The sequence below is a fragment of the Virgisporangium aurantiacum genome (assembly GCF_016863635.1).
GTDB lineage: Bacteria > Actinomycetota > Actinomycetes > Mycobacteriales > Micromonosporaceae > Virgisporangium > Virgisporangium aurantiacum.
The window spans coordinates 1-19,819 of sequence record NZ_BOPG01000044.1 but is presented as its reverse complement, the minus strand read 5'-3'; the positions used below and the strand labels follow the sequence as shown (position 1 = coordinate 19,819).

At 66.3% G+C, this 19,819-nt stretch carries 13 protein-coding genes and 3 pseudogenes; 10 read left to right on the top strand and 6 right to left on the bottom strand.

The window, feature by feature from the left end; all coding sequences use genetic code 11:
- Positions 1-28: 28 nt before the first annotated feature.
- On the bottom strand, positions 29-505 hold the full coding sequence (locus tag Vau01_RS32135; protein WP_204000439.1) for a hypothetical protein: 477 nt from the start codon (positions 503-505) through the stop codon (positions 29-31).
- Positions 502-1,101, bottom strand: a complete 600-nt coding sequence (locus Vau01_RS32130; protein WP_204000436.1) for an RNA polymerase sigma factor — start codon at positions 1,099-1,101, stop codon at positions 502-504. The genes Vau01_RS32135 and Vau01_RS32130 overlap by 4 nt, the downstream gene beginning before the upstream one ends.
- A gap of 569 nt (positions 1,102-1,670) precedes the next feature.
- Here Vau01_RS32130 and Vau01_RS32125 point away from each other — a divergent pair.
- Together Vau01_RS32125 and Vau01_RS32120 are read left to right on the top strand one after the other, a co-directional pair.
- Positions 1,671-2,051, top strand: coding sequence for a hypothetical protein (locus Vau01_RS32125; protein WP_204000433.1), 381 nt, complete (start codon positions 1,671-1,673; stop codon positions 2,049-2,051).
- A gap of 61 nt (positions 2,052-2,112) precedes the next feature.
- Positions 2,113-2,949, top strand: a complete 837-nt coding sequence (locus tag Vau01_RS32120) for a protein kinase family protein (protein ID WP_204000430.1) — start codon at positions 2,113-2,115, stop codon at positions 2,947-2,949.
- A gap of 101 nt (positions 2,950-3,050) precedes the next feature.
- Here the strand turns inward: Vau01_RS32120 and Vau01_RS64740 are convergent, their stop codons facing one another.
- Positions 3,051-3,182 (bottom strand): hypothetical protein, encoded by a 132-nt coding sequence (locus tag Vau01_RS64740; protein ID WP_275423976.1) that lies wholly within the window; start codon positions 3,180-3,182, stop codon positions 3,051-3,053.
- Positions 3,183-4,062: 880 nt separating this feature from the next.
- Here Vau01_RS64740 and Vau01_RS65330 point away from each other — a divergent pair.
- Positions 4,063-5,895: pseudogene (locus Vau01_RS65330) on the top strand (glycosyltransferase family 4 protein).
- Between the two features lie 1,131 nt (positions 5,896-7,026).
- Here Vau01_RS65330 and Vau01_RS64735 read toward each other — a convergent pair.
- Positions 7,027-7,155 (bottom strand): hypothetical protein, encoded by a 129-nt coding sequence (locus Vau01_RS64735; protein ID WP_275423975.1) that lies wholly within the window; start codon positions 7,153-7,155, stop codon positions 7,027-7,029.
- A gap of 160 nt (positions 7,156-7,315) precedes the next feature.
- On the opposite strand from Vau01_RS64735, the gene Vau01_RS32110 reads away from it, so the two are divergent.
- From Vau01_RS32110 to Vau01_RS32095, 4 genes are all read left to right on the top strand, one after another.
- Positions 7,316-9,829 (top strand): tetratricopeptide repeat protein, encoded by a 2,514-nt coding sequence (locus Vau01_RS32110; RefSeq protein ID WP_204000424.1) that lies wholly within the window; start codon positions 7,316-7,318, stop codon positions 9,827-9,829.
- A gap of 13 nt (positions 9,830-9,842) precedes the next feature.
- On the top strand, positions 9,843-10,349 hold the full coding sequence (locus tag Vau01_RS32105) for an RNA recognition motif domain-containing protein (RefSeq protein WP_204000421.1): 507 nt from the start codon (positions 9,843-9,845) through the stop codon (positions 10,347-10,349).
- A gap of 177 nt (positions 10,350-10,526) precedes the next feature.
- Complete coding sequence (locus Vau01_RS32100; protein ID WP_204000418.1) at positions 10,527-11,096, top strand: hypothetical protein; 570 nt, start codon at positions 10,527-10,529, stop codon at positions 11,094-11,096.
- Positions 11,097-11,392: 296 nt separating this feature from the next.
- Positions 11,393-11,971 (top strand): hypothetical protein, encoded by a 579-nt coding sequence (locus Vau01_RS32095; protein WP_204000415.1) that lies wholly within the window; start codon positions 11,393-11,395, stop codon positions 11,969-11,971.
- A gap of 165 nt (positions 11,972-12,136) precedes the next feature.
- On the opposite strand, the gene Vau01_RS32090 is transcribed toward Vau01_RS32095, so the two are convergent.
- The gene (locus Vau01_RS32090; RefSeq protein ID WP_204000412.1) at positions 12,137-15,577 is read right to left on the bottom strand and encodes a PDDEXK family nuclease; all 3,441 of its coding nucleotides are present in this window, start codon (positions 15,575-15,577) and stop codon (positions 12,137-12,139) included.
- A 583-nt stretch (positions 15,578-16,160) separates the two neighbouring features.
- On the opposite strand from Vau01_RS32090, the gene Vau01_RS32085 reads away from it, so the two are divergent.
- Complete coding sequence (locus Vau01_RS32085) at positions 16,161-18,986, top strand: class I SAM-dependent DNA methyltransferase (RefSeq protein WP_204000410.1); 2,826 nt, start codon at positions 16,161-16,163, stop codon at positions 18,984-18,986.
- Here the strand turns inward: Vau01_RS32085 and Vau01_RS32080 are convergent.
- The gene (locus Vau01_RS32080; RefSeq protein WP_204000408.1) at positions 18,959-19,189 is read right to left on the bottom strand and encodes a hypothetical protein; all 231 of its coding nucleotides are present in this window, start codon (positions 19,187-19,189) and stop codon (positions 18,959-18,961) included. The genes Vau01_RS32085 and Vau01_RS32080 overlap by 28 nt on opposite strands.
- Positions 19,190-19,442: 253 nt before the next feature.
- Here Vau01_RS32080 and Vau01_RS65710 point away from each other — a divergent pair.
- Positions 19,443-19,625: pseudogene (locus Vau01_RS65710) on the top strand (transposase); the annotation flags it as partial.
- Between the two features lie 27 nt (positions 19,626-19,652).
- Positions 19,653-19,819, top strand: a pseudogene (locus Vau01_RS65705) (IS3-like element ISTesp3 family transposase); the annotation flags it as partial.

The window sequence follows — 19,819 nt, the reverse complement described above, 5'->3', positions numbered from 1 at the left end:
ATCGGCTCCCGTCTGATGTGGGTAGTGGCTAGACAGAGAACTGCGCGGTGGCGACGGGCCTGGTCAGCGGCACAGCGGTCTCGTGCACACGCTCGAACACGAGGCGAACCGGGCCGGCTAGCAGCCGGTCGAAGGAGAACCGGCCATCCTGATCCGTAGTGGATTCGCGAATGCCCGAGCCGGTGTGCAACTGGACACCGAAGACCGTCGCCGGCGCGATCCAGCCGTCGATGCGTCGATGCCGTCGCCCGGACATCGCCACCAGGACCGCTCCTTGCAGGACAGTCATTCCGAGGCCACGCAACTCGAAGGTGTAGCGGGAGCCGGCCTGGGGGCCACGTGCGTCGGCGGTGGAAAGAACGGGCTGGAGTGCCATCACCTCGTCGTCGAGGTTGTCGATCGCGAGCCCCACCACAACGTGCTCCGTCAGATCGTCGGGGCACGGGTCACGCCGATCCCACATGTCTCGTAGGAGGGCGTACAGGTTTCGGTTCTCGGGGTTCATCGGTCACTCCATCCGGGGTCCGCACCGAGCAGCTGACGCAGCTTCAACAGGCACCGGCCGCGGTTGGGTCCAATTGATCCGACCGGAATACCCAGTTCGGTCGCGAGCGCCCGGTAGTCCGGCTGGATGTCGAAGGCGATGATCCGCAGAATGCGACGGCACAGGTCCGACAACTTCGCCACGTGCTGCCACAGCCGATCCGCCGTGTCGTCCCGCACGACCAGCGATTGCGGATCGGCGTCCTCTGCTGTCCGGCGGTCGAGGTGCATGAGTTCGACAGGTTCCTCGCGCCGACCGGTGCGCGCGGCTTTCGCCGCGAAGCGCCGGCAGGTAACGGTGATCCATCGCCAGACCGCCTGCGGATCCCTGATCGACGTTCGCGCGGTGACCAGCGCTTGCCACGTCGACTGGATCACGTCCTTGGACTCCTCCGCGCTTAGACCGTGGCCGCGGGCCATGTGCCACAGCGTGGGTGTGACCAGCTGCACCAAACGGTCAAGCCCTTCCACACGACCCTCGTCCCGCCAGGCGACGAACGCCTCCGCCGCGGCCGACCATGGAGAATCGGCGGCGTCGTCCGCTTGAAGTGCCGTCATCGTTCCTCCCCATCCGTGCTCGTCGGATGACCATCACCGTCAGGGGATCTCGACGGCAGGCCCTGATACAGCCGAGAGGTGGAACATTCGCGCGGATTCTCCACGTCGACAGTGACTGTCCCACAGCGGAACGTGACGAGGCGAGATGGATTCCTCCAGGTCTTCGAGCCGTGGAGCTGTCACGTAGCGGATCACGGCAATGACCAGGAAATGTCTCGGCCTTGGCAACGGACCGCGCAGATCACCTTTGACGACCGCTGCCACACATTCGGTCGCAGCTGTATGACTGCGCAGCCCTCCTCGAAATGATCATCTAGCGTTGCACACTCGGCCCCACCCCGTGCCATCGGCTGCGTTCGCGCGACGAACCGCGTATCAAGCCTGCCTTGGACCTTCTCATTAGTGGCGAGACAGGAGGAACACACGCGGGTCGCGTCACGACGTGAGCGGACCGCCGTGCTGGAACGCCGGATTCATACCGCTGGCCGAGTCGGCTTCGCCATGTGACGAAGGGGCCTTGCCATTGGGCATCTTGATCTCGATCTTCACATTCGCCTGGAGGAGCAAGAATGACACCCGCGATTCTCGAAATGCTTGGCTCCATAATCCCCATCGTGTCCGGGCTTCTAGGAGTGGGCGCGTTCGCCAAGGCTCGGAGGGACGCCGAGAAGCGTGTGGAGCATCAACTGGTCTCAGCAAGCAATATTGCGGATGAGGTCGAAGAGCAATCCGACATCGCGGCCGAACTGGTGTCGGTGGATGAGGCCGATAGTCAAGATCTGGCGGATCGCCTGATCAAATCCAATAGAGTCGTTCTTGACGAGTTGATCGAACTCAAAGGCGAGCTTGCACAAAGGCAGCGGAAAAATCAGCGTGAGCAGCTACTGTTCTGCGTATCGGGCGCCCTTCTTTCCGTCCCGATCGGAGTTCTTGTCAATCACTATTCGTGACCACGGGAGCCCACACCAGGTCAGCGGGGACCAACCAGCGCAGACCCGGCTGACCCTGCGCGTGGCGACGCCCAGCGACGGCGTCGATCGTCGATATGATGCCGCGGTACCCAACCCGGTGGCGACGCGGCTCGGGCTGACCGTGGAGCACCGGTTCGGCGGCGGCTCCTTCGCGGCGGCTCGCACGGCCGGCGGCGCCTCGGTGGTGTTCAAGGTGCTGCCTGACCATCCGGGTTCAGCGTCGGCCGAGTGGCCCGTACGGTCGAACTCGCCGCGACCGCGCGCCGCCGGATGCCCGGTGCCGCGGTTCCTCCAAACGGGGACTGTCGATGGGCGGGTCTACACGATCCAAGAGTTTGTGGCCGGTGCGGTGCCGGCCATCCTGCGGCTGCCGCACGCGGAGCAACTGGTGCAGGTGTGGCAGCGGTTCGCCGGCACGGCCGAGAAAGCGAACGAGGACGCGTGCGAGGAGGGCCGAGCGCGGGCCGAGGACATCGTGACCGGGCTGCGTACCGGGACCGAGCGCATGATCATCGACCACGAGGTGCTGTGGCGGTCGCCCGACCCACGGATCCGCGCTGTTTTGGAAGTCGCCGTCGAGATCGGTCACCGCGTCGAGCCCGGGATGTTCCGGTTCGGCGACGTGGTACACGGCGACTTCGACCGCTCGAATGTGCTGGTCGACGATGACCGGGTCGTGGCCGTTTCGACGGGGAAGGTCGCCGCCGCCGTCGAGACGATGCCCGATGACGTGCGCCGGGCCGTGCTGGCGCTCGGCGCGCTGCAGCGCCTGACGTTTGCGGCCCGCACCCGCCCGGATCTGCTGGAATGGGCGCTCAGCACCACCACCGGTCTGACCCGTCCCCAACGGCACGCACGGCCCCGAGCCACACCATGATCACGTTCGTACTCTGCCGCCGGTCAATGGATCTGGTCGAGATGGCGGGCTACGACGTCGAGCGCGTCGTGATGGGTCAGTGCGCCGATCAGTACCTGCAGTCATGGTCCGTCGAGCAGGCCGGCCAGTCGGCGGGCTTCGGCGGGTGGGTCGATCGGTCCGCCGCCGGAGCGCAGCACGGCGGCGAGGGTGACGACGAGTCCGGTGAAGGCCGGGCGGCCACTGACGGTCAACGCCCAACAGGGGTTTTCGGGGGTAAACGGGGGGCATGGTCGCCGCCGCTAGGCCCCGCGACCCACGCAGCTGGATTAGCGGAACGGTGCCTGTGTCCGGTGTCAGCTTCGAGATGGACTACTCCGAAACGTGCTCGCCGGGCTAATGCGGGGCGGTTCCGGGGGCGGTCGTCAGGTCATCGCGGCGGTGGCCAGGATGAGTAGGGCGCGAACACAATCCAGTCAGCGCGGCGCCGATCTACTGCGGCATCAGGTCGCACGTGCGGGGGTCCAGCCGCACGGCGAGCTGGTCCCGCCTGGGAAGCCGGTGTGCCCGGGCTGGGTGCGTCCGGGCTCGGTTCCGGCGCATCGTCTCGTCCTGAGGCCGGTGGGGCGGCGCACGTCGACCCGGGTGCAGTTCGTATCATCCGTAGGTCGCCAGCGCGTTGGTCGAGACCGGCCGAACCTCGGGTCAACAGTTGCGCGATCCCGGGAGCCGGGTCGTCGACTGTGACTCGTGCGAGGCGCTCCACGGACACGATCGGCGGATGCCTGCGGAGGTAGGTTGCTCAACCGGCTGGAGCAAGTAACCTTCACCGCCGAGCCGTTCGGCGCTGGACGGTTCAACCTACATGTGTTCCCGGCGGTGCCTCGCCGGATTGTGGCCGTTTTCGTGCACGGGCTGAGCGGTGACGGGTACGGAACGTGGCGGAGCGTGCCCAAACTCCTATTCTCCCGAGATACCCAGAATCCAGTTGATATTGGGATCTATGACTATCCGAGCGGCTTTCGCCGGTTTACTGCGAGCGCGGCGGCGTTCGAGTTCTGGCGGAAGCACCTCAGAGAACATGTAAATGATCTTGCTTCCCGATATGAGCATATATTCCTAATTGGTCACAGCATGGGCGGGAAGCTGATCGAGGCCGTCGCCATGGACCATCTCCGGTCGCGAGCGCTGCAACATCGGCGTGGGGCGGGGCCGCTAGCCGCGTTGGTGGTGGTGGCGTCGCCGAGAGCGGGCAGCGGGTGGGCAGGACCGCTCAAGATCTTGTTTCCCGACGAGTCAAGGATTTTGCGGAGGCTCGGTGCTGCAAGCTACGAAATCGATACATTCTACTCAACTTACGTGGACAGATATAACATTGCGCAGGGTGCGGCAGGGCGTACAGTGCTTCCGGTATTCTCGGTTTCGGGTGGAATTGACGCATTTGTGAGCCCATTCAGTGCGAACGTGGGCATTCCCGAGTCTCAACGGAAGCACTTTCATGCCGGTCACTCACCGATCGCTAAGGCTCCAGAACTGGCTAGCTGGCTCGATTCGGTCATGCGAACGCGGCTAGAGGTCATTGAACAGGCGGGCAGAGAAAGCGGCCACGCCGGAGACCGCACCTCCGCCGACCCTTCGCAGTCACCCGGTGGTCCAGTCTCACGATTCGTAACTGACTCGTCTGGGCTCGCACGGGAAGAGGCATACCGGGCCGTCCGGCAGGCTCCCGGGGCAGCGGTGCCCAATCCCCGTAATCGGCCGATGATGTCCAACCCCCTTGAATCGAGACGGATCCTCGTTATTGCCACAGGATGGAGGTCTCGATTCAAGGGTCTCGACAAATTTAACCGTAACCTGTGCGAGGCCCTCGCCGCTTCGGGAGCAACCGTTTACTGCGTCGTCATCGACTCATCCGAATCGGATCGGGCGGCAGCTGCCGCCCGAGGCGTGACGCTCATACAAACCGTCAGGCCTCCGGGTACCTCTGTGCAGCAAGCCCTAAGCGGCCGACCGAGCCTGCCCGCCGACCTTGTTCCAGACTTGATCATCGGCCATGGGCGCATTACTGGCGGTCCGGCGGCGGTGATCGCGCAAGATCATTTAAGAGGCATGCCCCGGCGGCTACACATAGTTAACTAAGACCCAGACGAGATCGAGTGGCTCAAGCTGGACCAGAAGCACGATGCTGGCCAATCAGCCGAGCGGCGAATGGAGGAAGAACGGCGGCTGTTGCGGCCGCCCGCAATCGGCGCCGGTGTCGGACCTCAACTGTACGATCGCGTACGAGCCGAGTTGGCCGCCTTCGCTGATGCACCGGAACCGGTGCGTATCGATCCCGGATTCGACCTTGTGGACATGCCTCCGAGGCAATCTCCGAGCGGGGGCCCGATCCGTGTGCTGCTGCTGGGACGAATGGAAGATCGCGGTGTCAAAGGTTTGGACCTTGCCGCAAAGGCCCTGGCCGAAGCTACTCGAATCCACGAGCTGGATCCTTCCACGCTCGAACTGGTGCTCCGCGGTGTGCCGGAAGCCGAGTTTGACGAGATCAGGACAGCGGTGCTGGATTGGGCTGGCGCTCGATTACGCGTGACAACGCGCTCCTACACAGTTGGTTGCGACGAGTGGGAGTACGACCTACGACGGGCGGTACTTCTTCTGATGCCGTCTCGGGCTGAGGGCTTCGGCATGGCTGGTCTCGAGGCAATTGTCGCCGGCACGCCTGTGCTGATCAGTGACAGGAGCGGACTCGGTGAACTCATACGGGAGGTTGCTCCATCCGAAGCCCGCCAAATAGTCGTTCCGATCAAGGACGACGCTCGCGACCTCCAGACGTGGGGTACGGCGATTGCGGCAGTGCTGACGAACCCTGCAGAGGCATTCGCCCGAGCGGAGACTCTACGCCGGGTCATGGCCGAAAGGCGCTCCTGGTCTCAGGCTGCCCAAGCGATTCTGGCCGCAACTGCGTGACACACGCGGGTAGACCAGCCGTATGACTACCGCAACTGCCAGTCCCCTGTTCGGATCCACGGACACTGCGCATCGGCGGTCGGACGAGATCTGCCAATTCTCCAGTGGCGTCACCCAACGTGCCATCCGCACGTATCTCCGCGCACTCCACGCCCTCGGCTACGACGTCGACCCACACCCCGCCCCGCTGGTACTGCTACTGCGGTTCGTGCCTTCCGAGGCGTTCGCGTCGCTGCCCGGTGATCATTCGAAATTGGCCCAGTCGATCCCGGCTCATGTCGCTGACCTGCTGTTTCATGCCGGCGACGTTCCGGCCGGTCCCACTGTGGCCACCCTGGTTCGGTGCCGTTCCCTAGCAAGATCCCTAGCAATTCCGGTGGGCATCTGACGGTCGGACGGAACGGCCGAAACTCATCCGTCGCCCATAGCGACGACGTTGTCGGCGGACGCGGGCATTTGCACGCAGCACCACGTGATTCGGGTGGCTGGACTGTACGAGCGGCGGTACTTGAACCGTCGACCTACGCTTACCGACCGTCACCCTCTCACGGTTGTCGCTAGTCATCAGATTTTTAACACTGACCTGCACAAACGCACCGCCAGGACGGTCGTCTCTTGTCACGGGCGGTCGATGCTTGGGACTGGTTTTCGGGGGGTAAACGGGGGGCACCGTTCCGTGCCTGTGCCCTGGGACCGGATGTTGGGCAGGTTCGTGCCCTGCTGCGGGATCTTCTTCACAGAAGAACGGCGCTGACCGCAGCGAACGCGCTCAAGTTCGGCACGCCGCACGTCTGCGGCGTGGTTGGTAGGTCCGCCCCAGCGCGGCGAGGTTGGCCGCCGTGAGTCGGTGGTTGCCGAGATGGTTGGGCGCAGCGGCCGGTGGAATCCGATCTGCTCCGGGCCGACGAGCGCGGCGTTGCTCTAGAAATCCGATGGACGCTCGCCGAACTTGAAGGACCTCCGCCACCGCACTGATTACGAGATGATCCGCCGTGCCATCATGTGCGCGCCGACTCTTCGTTGCTGGGGTTGTGCCCAGACCTTAGCCGCCGGTGAATCCCGCTTCCGCATCGATCGACGACACGAAAAGTCCCGGCTCGGCGAGCCGGGACAGTCCGTGATGATCGTGGTCTACGAATTGAGTAGGTCCCAGATCCGCGCGAGGAGAAAGTGGACGCCGCCGGATACGGCACCGCGAACAGCGGACCAGCCGAACCGCTGCCGCCAGGAGCCCTCGGCCTCGTCGTTACCCTTTTTCATGACGTTCTCCCTCTAGGTCTGCTGCCCGCGCCGGTGCGGGCCGCGGTGAGGGCAATCGAGCAAGATCATCAGGCGTTCCGGCGAAGCGTTGTGTACGAGCGAGTCACGTCATTGCAGGTCAGAGTGTGGCGGAGAAGGTTCCGGAAAGGTTCCGAGTCGGATGCGAACCGGATGGGAGCAGGAGGCGGATGTGGCGGAGAGTCGCGCGGGGCCGAAGTCCGCTGCCCTGTCCGGTCAGCTGACGTCGCTCTATCGGGCGGCGGGCCGACCGAGTTACAGGCAGATCGTCGATTACTGCGGCACTAACAGGGTGAAGGTGACGGATAGTTCGGTCGAGGAGTGGATCTCGGGCAAGGTCGTCCCGCGCTCCGGGCGCGCCTTCGGGTTGGTCGTCCAATATCTAATGATTCGGGCGAAGTCGAACAGCGCCGCCTACACGCCGCCGGCGCTACACGTCTGGGAGGTGTGGCGTCGGGAAGCGCAACAAGAACGCCGGTCCAGCCAGGGACGCAAGGCGGTCGACCGATCCGAAGTCAAGCCACCGAGAAGGCTCATAGGGTGGATTCCCGCCGCTCCGGATTGCTTCCAGCCGCGGGAGCAATTGGCGGAGCTCGTACTGGCGGCATCCGGCACCGGAACAGCCGTGCTGTCAGGACTGGGAGGGGTAGGAAAGACTCAGCTCGCCGCTGGGGTGGCCCGGCAGCTGTGGAATGTCGGCGATACGCACGCGCTGATCTGGGTATCGGCGGCCAGCCGCGGAGCGGTTGTCACCGCCTATGCTGCGGCCGCCGCGACAATGCTCGGGCTTGACCGTGGTGACCCAGAGACCGCCGCCGCGGCTCTCGTCAACTGGCTAGGCGTGACGCACAGTCGGTGGACGGTCGTGCTGGACGACCTCGCCGATCCGGGAGACCTGCGCGGGTTGTGGCCACCGCACCGGTCGGAGGGACGAATCCTGGTGACCACGCGGCGTCAGGATTCCGTGCTCTCCACGGGCGGGCGCCACGTCGTCGATGTTGGGCTGTTCACAGCCGGGCAGGCGGTCGCGTACCTTCACGATCGCATCGGCCCAGACGACGAGGCTGACAAACTGGCTGCGGATCTAGAGTATCTGCCGCTGGCGCTGGCTCAGGCCACCGCGTATATGCGCGATCGACGATTAGGATGCGCCGAGTACCGCCAGCGGTTCAATGACCGCCGCAGGCTCCTTGATGATCTCGTTCCGGAGCCCGGCGCCCTCCCGGACGATCACCGGACAACGCTTGCGGCGACTTGGGCACTGTCCATCGAATGGGCCAACGAACTCAAGCCCAAAGGCGTCGCCGGACCGATGCTAGAGCTGGCCAGCGTCCTCGACCCCAACGGCATTCCCATCGGCCTTGTCACCGCCGCGCCCGCCCGGGACTATCTGGCAAGGCATCGCAGCGGCGGGGCGCCAGTCGATTTGGAGCAGGCCCGGGACGCACTTCACGGTCTGCGCCGGCTCAGCCTGATCGGCATCGACGGTCAACCTGCCAGGACGGTCCGGGTGCACGGCCTGGTGCAGCGCGCGACCCGTGAACAGGCAAACAGCCGCCGTCAGGACCTGTGTTTATCTGCCGCTGACGCCATCGCGGAGGTCTGGCCACCATTGGATCGGGAGCCTGCGGTCGGGCAGGCGTTGCGATCCAACATCGAGAAAGTATACGAATTCGGTGGCGATCTTCTCTGGTCGTCCGCCCCGCATCCGGCGTTGATCCGCGCCGGCCCCAGCCTCGGCGATGCCGGACTGGTCAGCGCTGCGGTCGTCTTCTGGCGTGACATGTGCGTCGTAGCGACGCGGATGCTCGGCGCCGATCACCCGGAGACGATGGCGGTTCGGAACCACCTGGCGAGGTGGCGAGCCGGAGCGGGGGACTTGGCTGGCGCCGTGGCCGCATTCGAGGATCTGCTAGCCGACCGTCTGCGGGTGCTTGGGGCCGACCATCCCGACACCCTGATCACCCGAGGCAACCTGGCCCGGTGGCAGGGAGAGGCCGGCAACCCAGCCGCGGCCGTCGCCGCGACGGAGCGATTGCTGGCTGACCTGCTGCGCGTACTGGGACCCGACCACTTAGACTCGCTGGCCGCGCTTGGCAACCTGGCCCGGTGGCGCGGGGAAGCTGGCGACGCGGACGGTGCGCTTGCGGCATTCGAGGATCTGCTAGCCGACCGGCTGCGGGTGCTTGGGGCCGATCACCCCGACACCCTGACCACCCGAGGCAACCTGGCCCGGTGGCGGGGAGAGGCCGGCGACCCAGCCGCGGCCGTCGCCGCGATGGAGGAACTGCTCGCCGACCGCATTCGGGTTATGGGCGCAGATCACCCCGACACGCTCGGCACCCGCAACAACCTCGCCTACTGGCGAGGCGAATCGGGCGACCCGCACGGCGCGGCCACAGCCACCGAGGCGTTGCTGGCCGATCTGCTGCGCGTCCTGGGGCCAGACCACCCCGACACCCTGGGCACACGGGGCAATCTGGCCGCGTGGCGTGGCGCGGCCGGCCAGCCGGAAGTGGCCGCCGCCGCACTAGATGATCTACTCGGCGACCAGCTGCGGGTTCTAGGACCTGGCCACCTCGATACGCGGACCACCCGGATCAATCTCGATCACTGGCGGCATGAGGCGACTAACAGACCGAGCGCGTCGGACTAGGTACCATCCGAATGTGAACCCGACGAGTTCGCCATGCCTGGATCGTGTCGCCGGCACCAAGTCTAAGATCATTGTCTTCGACAAAGCCTTCAACCGGTTCGCCGAGGCGGAGCGGTGGATTCGATGGGACGCGAGCACCTCCAACGGACTAACGCACTTGGGAACGCTCCGCGTCGTAAACTCGGGCTCGGCGCCACCCACAGCGGGTACTCCCACCGGTATGGGCGCCGACTCGTTCGGTCCCGGGAAGGAACTGTTCGTCGGCGCCTTGTCGTACAGCAGTACCAATGAGATTCTCGCCAATCACTTCGCGAAGTTCGGCGAAGTGGTCTCCGCAGCCGTAATAGTTGATCGAGATACTATGCGGTCCAAAGGTTTTGCCTTCGTGGAGATGCGGACTCGCGAAGATGCCGAGCGGGCCGTCGACGGATTGAACGATCAGGAACTCGATGGACGCCGCGTGTCCGTGAACTTCGCTAGACCGATGCCGCCGCGGTCACCGCGCTCAAATCGCTTCTGAGCTCCTCCAGCGCAGGGTCCGTCCCGCCGGAGTTTGAGTGTCTCATCGGATCAGGACGTGCCGCGCGGTCGGGGGACAGGCAGGGAACTCAAGTTGGCGAGAACCTTGACGGCGAGGTCACGGCGGTGAGGCAACGTTCGCCGTGTTGGTCAGTGGCAGCGCGGATATCATCTGGACGTGGACCTGACTCGTTCGCCACGCATCGATTCCCGGACCGAGTCTCGTAGGCGCATCGATGCCCTCGTAGCGACGAGCGCTACCCACATCACCATCGAACAGTTGAAGATCATGATTTTCCACCGGTCCACGAACCGCTTTTCCGAGCCAGAACGGTGGATGCGGTGGAGCGCCGACAGACGCGGCATTGCACCTGAGCCCGACGTGATGTTGGCACATATACCGCAGCTGGTACCGCCTACCCGAACCACACGCGCCGAGACAACCGGAACCGAACCGTCCGGGCCGACGAGGCGGCTTTATGTCGGCAATCTTCCCTATCAGCTCACCGAGCCAAGCCTCGCAGATTACTTCGGACGGATCGGTGAGATCGTGTCGGCGCAACTAGTCGTGGATCGGGAGACCGGGCGGTCGAAAGGCTTCGGCTTCGTAGAGATGCGGACTCACAGCGCGGAACAAGCGGTGGCCGAGCTGAATGGCAAAGACTTCGGTGGGCGCGACCTAGTGGTGAATTACGCCCGCCCGAGGGAGGAACGCCCGGCAGGGCGGTTCCGTCAAAGGTCGTGGTGAACGCTTTGCCCGCATTAGGCGTGTTGAGTACGCGACATAGCAGCCAAACACAGCGCGGCGACGGAGAGTGACGGAGAGAGCGCGAGACGACAATCCGTGAGTACATTCGTCAGCAGCGCACGGGGTGGGCTCGAAGAAAGTGTGACGCGCTCCCCGAATTGATCACGGCGATCGGTCACACCCGGTTCGGTTCGAGGACTTCTCGGCCCAGCCTTTGCCAAGCATGGAGGCATGCCCGGCTGGGGTAATCTCCGCCTGTCCCCTTCGCAGTGGTGCCCGGCTGTCATTGTGTTGGCGTGGCGTTGTTGGACTGGGAAGCGATTATCAGCGGTGGCGTGGCCGGGGGAGCGATCGCGGTTCTCACCGAGGCTGTAATTCGGCCGTGGGCGGAAAGCCGAGCGGCCAAGCGTGGAATCCGCGGCGAGGTTCTAGAGGAGGCGCGTCTCCTCCTCACCTACGCCGTTGCCCTCTGCACCATGGAGGCTCCCGCAGACGCTGACCGGCATGTCCGTGAGGGGATCGCCCGCCTGCGGGACGACAACTACCGCAAGCTGGTGGAGCGCGCCGCCGAGCTACCGGTGAAGCAGACGCGCTACCTGAGCGTCTACCCGCCAATGCTGACGGAGAAGGTGCTCACCCCGTACATCAGCACTGTTCACGGGGTGATGTTGTCGGCCCGGGATCGCACAAGCAAAGCAGAGATCGTGCGCGACATGATTGCGCAGTTCGACACCGCGATCATCTTCGCCCACCGGTCGTGGCTTCGCCGGTTGGTCACCATGCCGTGGAACGGATTGCGTCTGATTCGCGCGATCAACGAGATCGCCGAAATTCAGAGGCGTTCGCACGAACGCCGAGCCTTGCCTGCGTCATGAGACGGCAGTTCCGGTCACCGGCTCGCCCCGAACGCTCCCGGTGCGAATTTGCCGTCACCGGCGAGGGGGAGGCTAATGTTGCCGACGTTCTCGCTGGCGCCGACGGTGCGGCGCCGAAACGGCGGCCGGCATGTCAATGAGGCTCAGCGGGCCGCACGTCTCCGGTCACCGCGATTGGTCGGCTGCGGCTCGGCGGATTCGATGCCTGACGTCCCGAGACAACGCGGTGAGCACGTCTTGGGCGATGGTGAGGGCAGACTGGTCCAACCGTGCGGGTTCGGGGTCGCCGGCGATGCCGCCGCTGGACTTCACGAAGGCATTGAGCCGCATTGCGAGCTGCAATCGGACCGTCCAGTCCGCATCGGCGGCCAGCACCCGCAAGATCTTGGCGTAGCGGCTGGGCGCGGTCGCCGCGACGAACGCGGCGAACTCGCGCACCACCCGGTCCGGATGTCCGACGAGGAAAGTCACGTCCAAGTCTTGGACCACGTCGACGCCCATCCGCGACAGCACCTGCGCGCTCTCGCGAGCCAGGCGCTGGTTACCGGATCCGATCAGTACCATCGCCGTTTCGCGCACCCACGCGATCTCCTCGGCGGACACCGCGCTGCCCAGTGCAAGTCGCAGACCCTCGGCCTGCAGCGACGGCGACCCAAAGTTGATCTTGAAGGAGCTCAGCGGGTGTGGATTGGTCGTCTCATCATCGAGCGCGCTGCCGTCCTGATCACCCGTGACGAATGGCCGGCTACGAGCATGCACGTCAGCTTTCACGCTATCCGGCTGTGTGCGTACCAGATTTGCAGCGGCCGTCAGGGCATCCTGGCGGTTCACGGCGGCCTCGCGACGGTCCGAGGCCACCGCCAGTACCTTGTCTAGGCACGCTCGCTGCTGGTCGGGGGCGAGGAAGCCGACCAGGTACGAGTCGGAAACCATGGCGGTGCCGAAGGCGTGACCGTGTCCATCCGGCTCCGGTCGGCTGAGCAGCCGCTTACGCGCGGCGAGTGCCCGCTGCGTGACGGCGGGATCTGTGTCGCCGAGCATGGCGGCGGCCAGCCCGGCCTCGTACCGGCCCGCAGCGGCCATCGCGTGCAGTCGATCCCGCAGGGTCCGGCGCTGCTGTTCGGTCAACGCACCTAGCGGCGCACCGTCAGCGGCTGGCGCGGATTCTTCGAGCACGGCGCGCACCGCTGGCTGCCGCAACGCTTCCAACGCCTTCGGCGCGCCGGCCTCGGCGAGGTCGAACAGCCGCACGAACGCCGCCCACGCGAGTTCGGCGTGGTGGGCGGCGATGGCCAGGCAGGCCTGCACGTGCTGCTCATCGTGGGGGAAGTAGTGGTCGGCCGCTCGGGTGACATCGTTGGCGAGTAGGTCCAGCACCCTCCGGGCGTCCTCGCTGCTGCCCCGGCCGGCGAAGATCAACATCGTGGCGGTGGTCCGGCGTGTGAGGGGTTGGCCGGGGCCTTCGACAAGTTCGCCGGCGCGGCCGCGCACGACGAGGTCGAACAGCTCGCGCAGCAGCGCGGCGGCGGTGGCGTCGTCGATCAAATCCTGCTGTTCGGCGGCGATGGCGAGGCTGGCCGCCCGTTGCCACCACGGGCCGGATCCGGTAGCCGCTCGCGGCAGCACGTGGTCGCCAACGTCCTTGGCGAGCTTGATGGCCTTGGTCAACGCGTTGCCCCACTGGTAGCAGCAGGCGGCGCGGTCCGGCTCCAGGTTAGCGGCGTACAGATCGCCGAGCAGCTCGGCGGCGACGTCTTCGTCGGCCCAGTCGCCGGTGACGATGCAGTCGGCCAGCCACCGCCGCGCCGCGCGGATCGCGTCGATCGCATCACCGTCGAGGGCCTCACGCCGGGCATCGGTCTGTGGATCGCGCACGCGGCGGATCAGCCGGCGGCCACCGGTCTTCGGGAGCGCCTGAGCCAGCATGTGCTCCTCGTCCATGCGGTCGGTCAACGGCCCGTAGCTGATGCCGACAGCGCGGATGGCATACAGCCATCCGGCGGCGTGGTCGGTCCGGCCGTCGTGCAGGCCGTGCTCGACCGCTTGGCGGAAATGCTCGACCGCCTCCTCGGCGAAACCGTCGATGGCTTCGCGGCGGGCCTGTGCCGCCAGGACAAGCGCGGCGTGATGGCGCGGCAACCGTCGCTGTCGTGCCTGAGCCACCAACTCCGCCCTGGCCTGCGGATCGTAAGTAGCTCGGACCAGCTGCAGCCGGACCGCGACGTCCCTAGTGTCCGGCGACGGTGGGGCGCTGGCCAGCTGACGCAACGCCGCCGAGATCAGGTCGTCGAGAGCGGACACCGCCGGGACGACCGGGTTCGCCACCGGTGCGGATCCGCCGGCGGTGGGTTGGTCCTGCGGGGTGATCACCGCGTCGGCGTAGGTCAGTTCGGCGGCCAGCAGCACCAGCAGTGGCTGGTAGGTGGGTACCTCGACACCGGCGGGCAGCGGCTGCCGCAACGCCGTGATCAGCGCGCTGCTGTCGGCGAGTTGGTGCGTCGCGGCGGTCACTGCGGCAGCGATCAGCTGTAGGTGCCACGCGGTGATGGCACGCGTCTGGGGGTCACCAGCCGCGCCCGAGTCGGCGTCGCCCGGTTCTGGCGGCGGGACACGTACTGGGCGTGGCGCCCGAGGGTCGAGGTTCATGCGCAGCGACCTGGCCCGGAACCAGTCACCCTCGTGCAGCGCGGTGGCGGCCAACTGCGCTGTCAGAGCAGCCCAGGCGGCCTCCTCACCGGCGGCGGCCAGGGCGTCGAGCTGCCGGCGCCGCATGAGATTGGCGTGGCCGGTGTACCCGTCGGCGTCCAACCGGTCGGCCAGGTCGGCGTAGATCGGCGCGGCGGCCAGCGGTTGATCAGTCCGTAGTTCGTCCGCCCGGGCGAGATCCTCGTCCATGCCGTCCACGCCCAGCGGGGTGAGCAGCACCTGATCGGCGACCCGGGCCCAGTCCGGCGGTGGGGCCGACACTCCCGGTAGCGGCGCACCGGTGCAGAACGTCTCGGCGGTCTCCCGAGTCCAGAACCGAGCCACGATGTCGGCGCGCTCGCGCAGCACATCGTTGATCTGCTCAGCGCCCCACAACTCGATCTCCAAGTCCGGATACTGGTCCTGCAGCCGGCCCAGTTCCTCCTCGACCCGGGTATCGCGGGTAACGACACTGACCGCGACGATCAGGCGCCGGGAACCGAACGGCCGATCGCCGACGGCGAATTTGCTCACCGCTTCCCGCAGATCCGCCGCCTTGAACTCGTCGTACTCCTTGCACTGCACGACGGTGTAGGACCCATCGGCGTGCCGGCCGGCCAGGTCGATGCCGTGCTGAGCCTGACCGGGCAGGCCATAGCGGCGAAACTTCACCCGGTTGAGGCCCAGCAATCCCCGGGCGACGAATACCATCAGCTGCTCGAACCGGTCCCACCCGATACCCAGGTCGAGGTCGCCACCGGCGGGGACATTCCCTGGGCCGACCGGCGTCGGCGGTCGAGACAGGATCGGGTCTACGAAAAAAGGACGCCAGACCGCCTCGGCCACATCGACTGCGATTGGGGTGCGCTCGGGACCAGTACCGACATCGTTGCCCTGTCCGCCGCTCGGTTCGTTACTCACGTCGGACATTGTTGCTCGGGTCATCCCGGCGATTGTGCGCCGACGCGAGCGCGGCCAGCCAAGAGCCACGGGCTACTTGTTCTCGCCGGCCTTGGGACTCTTGGGAGGCCAGCGGCGCACGGCGCTACCAGGCGCGCAGCGGCGACTCGACGGACGACGGTAAGGCGAGGCCGCAATGTTAGAGCGCATCTGGTGGATCATGGGCAGGTGCGGTCGGGTTCCGCGCGGAGTCATATCATGATTGAGGCGATGGTGACCGTTGCCAGGTAACGGCCTTTGAGTTCGTCGTAGCGGGTGGCCACGGCCCGGAACTGCTTGAGCCGGCCGACCCGCGTTCGATTCGGTTACGCGTCTTGTACTGGACCGGGTTGACCTTCGGTGGCCGACCGCCGCGCGATCCTTGCGGGCGCGGCTTGCCCGCACATCGACCCGCTCCGGGATGGTGTGCGGGATGCCCCGCGTCCCCCACCACGGCGAACGCCGGTGATTCCCGCCGTTGTCGACGACGCCTGAAGGCCTCATCCCGACCATCTGATACAACTTCTAACGTGACATCGGCTCGGGCTGATGGGGTGGTGAACGCGTGACGGTGGAGTTGACATCGTTGCTGTGGTCCGCGGCCGACCTACTGCGGGGCGACTTCAAGCAGAGCGAGTACTACCGCGTCCTCCTGCCTTTCGCCTTCCTGCGACGGCTCGAATGTCTTGCCCGCCCCAGACAGCCGAGCATCCTCGGCGGCGTTGAGGGAGCGGACCCCTTCCTGGCGGACGTCATGGATCTTGTCGACGATATGGCGGTCTTTCGCTCCCTGGAGTTCGAGCAGGTCGTCCAGCGGCTGGCTGACGTGCGCATACTCTCGGACTTCGCGGCGCGGTTCGCCGCCATCGACCTCACCCGCGCCGCCGTGCCGGACGAAGACATGGGTGCCGTCTTCACGGGTTTGGTCCGGCATAGCACGGACCTGTTCACCCACATGGCTGGGGAGTTCTCTACACCGCCCGACGTGGCGGCGCTCGTGGCCGGAGTGCTGTTCGCGCCGGACGCCGAGAGGCTTTCCCGCCGGGTGGCGAGGGTCCGCCTCTACGATCCGGTCTGCGGGACGGGTGGAACCTTCACCGCAGCGAGCGACTTTCTCGGCGGCGTTACGGGGCTGGACGTCTTCGGCCAGGACATCAACGCGCACAGCTATGCGTTGAGCCGCATGAACCTCGCGATGAGGGGAATCGACGCGGGTGGTGTGTTGCTCGGCGACACGCTCACCGACGATCGCCACGCCGGGGAGACATTCGACTATCTGGTGGCTCATCCGCCCTTCGGAATGGATTGGGCCAGAGCGGCGAAGCAGATCAGACTGGAGGCGGCGCAGGGGGCCGCGGGTCGATTCTGTGCCGGGCTGCCCGGGGTCTCCGACTCCTCTCTCCTGTTCCTCCAGCACCTGGTGGCCCACATGCGGCCGGCCGAGCAGGGTGGTTCCCGAGCGGCCGTCGTCCTCGCATCGAGGCCGCTGTTCGAGGGCGCCGCGGGCTCGGGTGAGTCCGAGATCCGTCGATGGGTGATCGAGCGGGACCTGCTGGAGACCGTGGTCGCGCTGCCCGATCAGCTCTTTCCCAATACCGGCATCGGCACCTACGTCTGGATCCTGTCGAACCGTAAGGAAAGTCCTCGGCACGGCAACGTCGTGCTGCTCGACTGCCGTCAGCGCTTCGCCATCACGCGCGGCAAGCTGGACCAGAAGCGAAAGTACATCACCCACGAGCAGACGGCTTATATCACCGGCATCTACCGGGCGGCGGTGGACGGCCGCACCCCGAGCGGCGGCCCGGCGATCGTGATACCTGCCGTGAACCTGGGTTATCGACGAGTCACCGTCGACCGTCCCCCGCGCGGCGACGGCGCACAGTCGGGGGCCGACCCCCATCTCCGAACCGTCCACGAGCTCCCACTGAACCGGGACGTGGACCTCTTCCTCGCCGAAGAGATCAGACCCCGGACGCCGGATGCCTGGATCGACCCGGACACGATCAAAATCGGCTACGAGATCCGGCCATATCATTTCTTCGCTATTCCGCTCGGCGTCGAGAATGTTCCGCTAGGCGGGGTAGTGGATTTCGTTTCCCCGGCCCGGCGGCCCGATCCGGACAGCCCGCTGTTGACCGTGCAGCATCTCGGGGCTGCGTCGTCGGTGACGGACCTGCCGAGGCTCGGTGACTCGCAGCCGCAGTCGTCCGCTGGGCTGAGGCCGTGCGCCGGCGGCGACATCGTCGGCCGCCCGGGGCTGTGGCGGGTCCTGCCAGCGGCGTTCGGCGACGCCGTGACCCCGTTGACCGTTCTGCGTCCGGTCAAAGGCGCGGCGCGGGCGATCCAGGAGTGGCTGGATTCCGCGCAGAACGCCGACGTCGCCGCCCACGGACGCCTGCGGGACGTCCCCGTTCCGCTGCCGCTCATCGACGATCCGCAAGTCGACGACTGGCTCGACGATCTGCAACAGACGCGCGCCGACCTCGCCCGCGTCGTATCGACGCTCATGCCCAACGTCTTCGACGACCTGCGCGGCGACTTTCCCCAACTGCTGCGGAACCTCGCGGCCACGACGTCCCGGGCGAGGCTCGCCTCGGAGCTTGTCCAGCCACTCTCCGATCCGGTCTGGAGCGCCGAGTGGGCTTACCCGTTCCCCATTGCCACCCTCGCCCGGCAGTACCGGATCGCCACGTCCCTGCCCCAGCGCAAGGAGGCCCTACTCAAGCTCGGCGAGAGCATCGCGCGGACGATGGGCGTCTTGGCGCTCGCGGTGCTGGCAGAGCGCAACGCTGGCGTCCTCAGCGGGAGGCTTCGCGCTCGGTTCAGCCGGGGTGCGACCTTCGGCACCTGGACCGCCCTGATCCGCGACCTCGTTCAGCAGGGCCCAGTGCCGGAACTCAGTGAGTTCGACGTCGTGCTCGGCGCCGACGGCCCACACGAGCTTCTCCTCCGCATCCAGCGCGCCCGGAACAGCTCGGGCCACGCCTACGGAGTTCGTGCCGCCCACGAGCTCGAGGAGGAGATCGCGGGCATCGAGCCTGTCGTCGTCTCCACGCTCGAGTCGGTCAGCTGGCTCGCGCAGATGCAGTTCGACCTGGTGGACCGGTGCGAGTACACCGGCAGTGCATTCCGATTGATCGGCCGGCGGCTGCGGGGCAGTCACCCGGAGTGGGAGCCCTTCGAACGCCTGGTGTCGGAGGCGGTGGCACCGAACCAGGTTTATGTCAACAACCTCGCCTCGACCCGGACGATCCGGCTTGCGCCGGTCGCGAAGACCCGGCTCTGCCTCGACTGCCGTCAGTGGGAGCTGTTCGTGCTCAACGACATCCACGACGACGTGGCGACGTTCCGCAGCGGCCGCGATCACGAGATCGAGCAGGCTCTGATCTGAGACCGGCCCGTGCAGAACCGGCCGTCCTGGGATTGCCGGGCCAGGTCCAACTGCTCTTCCAACGGCGCTGGGTCGAAGATCGCATCGTGCAGCCGGTCGAAACGGCCCGCGAGGACCTGCACGTACATCGGCCCGGTGTGCACGGTGCCGGTGATGTCCCGACCGGCGGCCACCGCCTCGGGCGCCAACGACCAGCGCCGCATCAGCACACCCACCGCCCGGGTGCCGCGCCGCCGCCCCCAGCCCGGACGGCCGACCCGTGCCCCCCGGCGGGCTCAGGGCGCCACATCGGTGCCGTCACAGGTACTGGCTGACCACCATCCCGACTCGGCTGGTGCGCCAGCAGGAGGTCACTTTGCCAGCAACGCTCGAAAGAGCGCATGGGAGTTGCCCCTGATCTTGGACACCTGAGACTGGGATCGTGATGGTCCTGGTGGACAGGAGTCCTGGAAGACGATGGTGAACAAGCACTACCCGGTTCAGTTCAAGGCCGATGCGGTGGCGTTGTTCCGGTCTCGGCCGGGCGCGACGATCGCGTCGATCGCCGATGACCTGGGGATCAATCGGGAGACGTTGCGGAGTTGGGTCCGTGCCGACGATCAGCGTCGCGGTACTGGCGCGTCGGCCGGATCCGCGCGGCAGGCACAGGTGGCGCCGGCTTCGGTTGAGGACGAGAACGCCGAACTGCGACGCCGGGTCCGCGAGCTTGAGGAAGAACGCGACATCTTGAGGAAGGCGGCCCGGTATTTCGCCGGGGAGACGCGCTGGTGACCCGCTTCCAGTTCGTCGCCGACCACTCCGAGCGCTTCGGCGTGAAGCGGTTGTGTCAGATC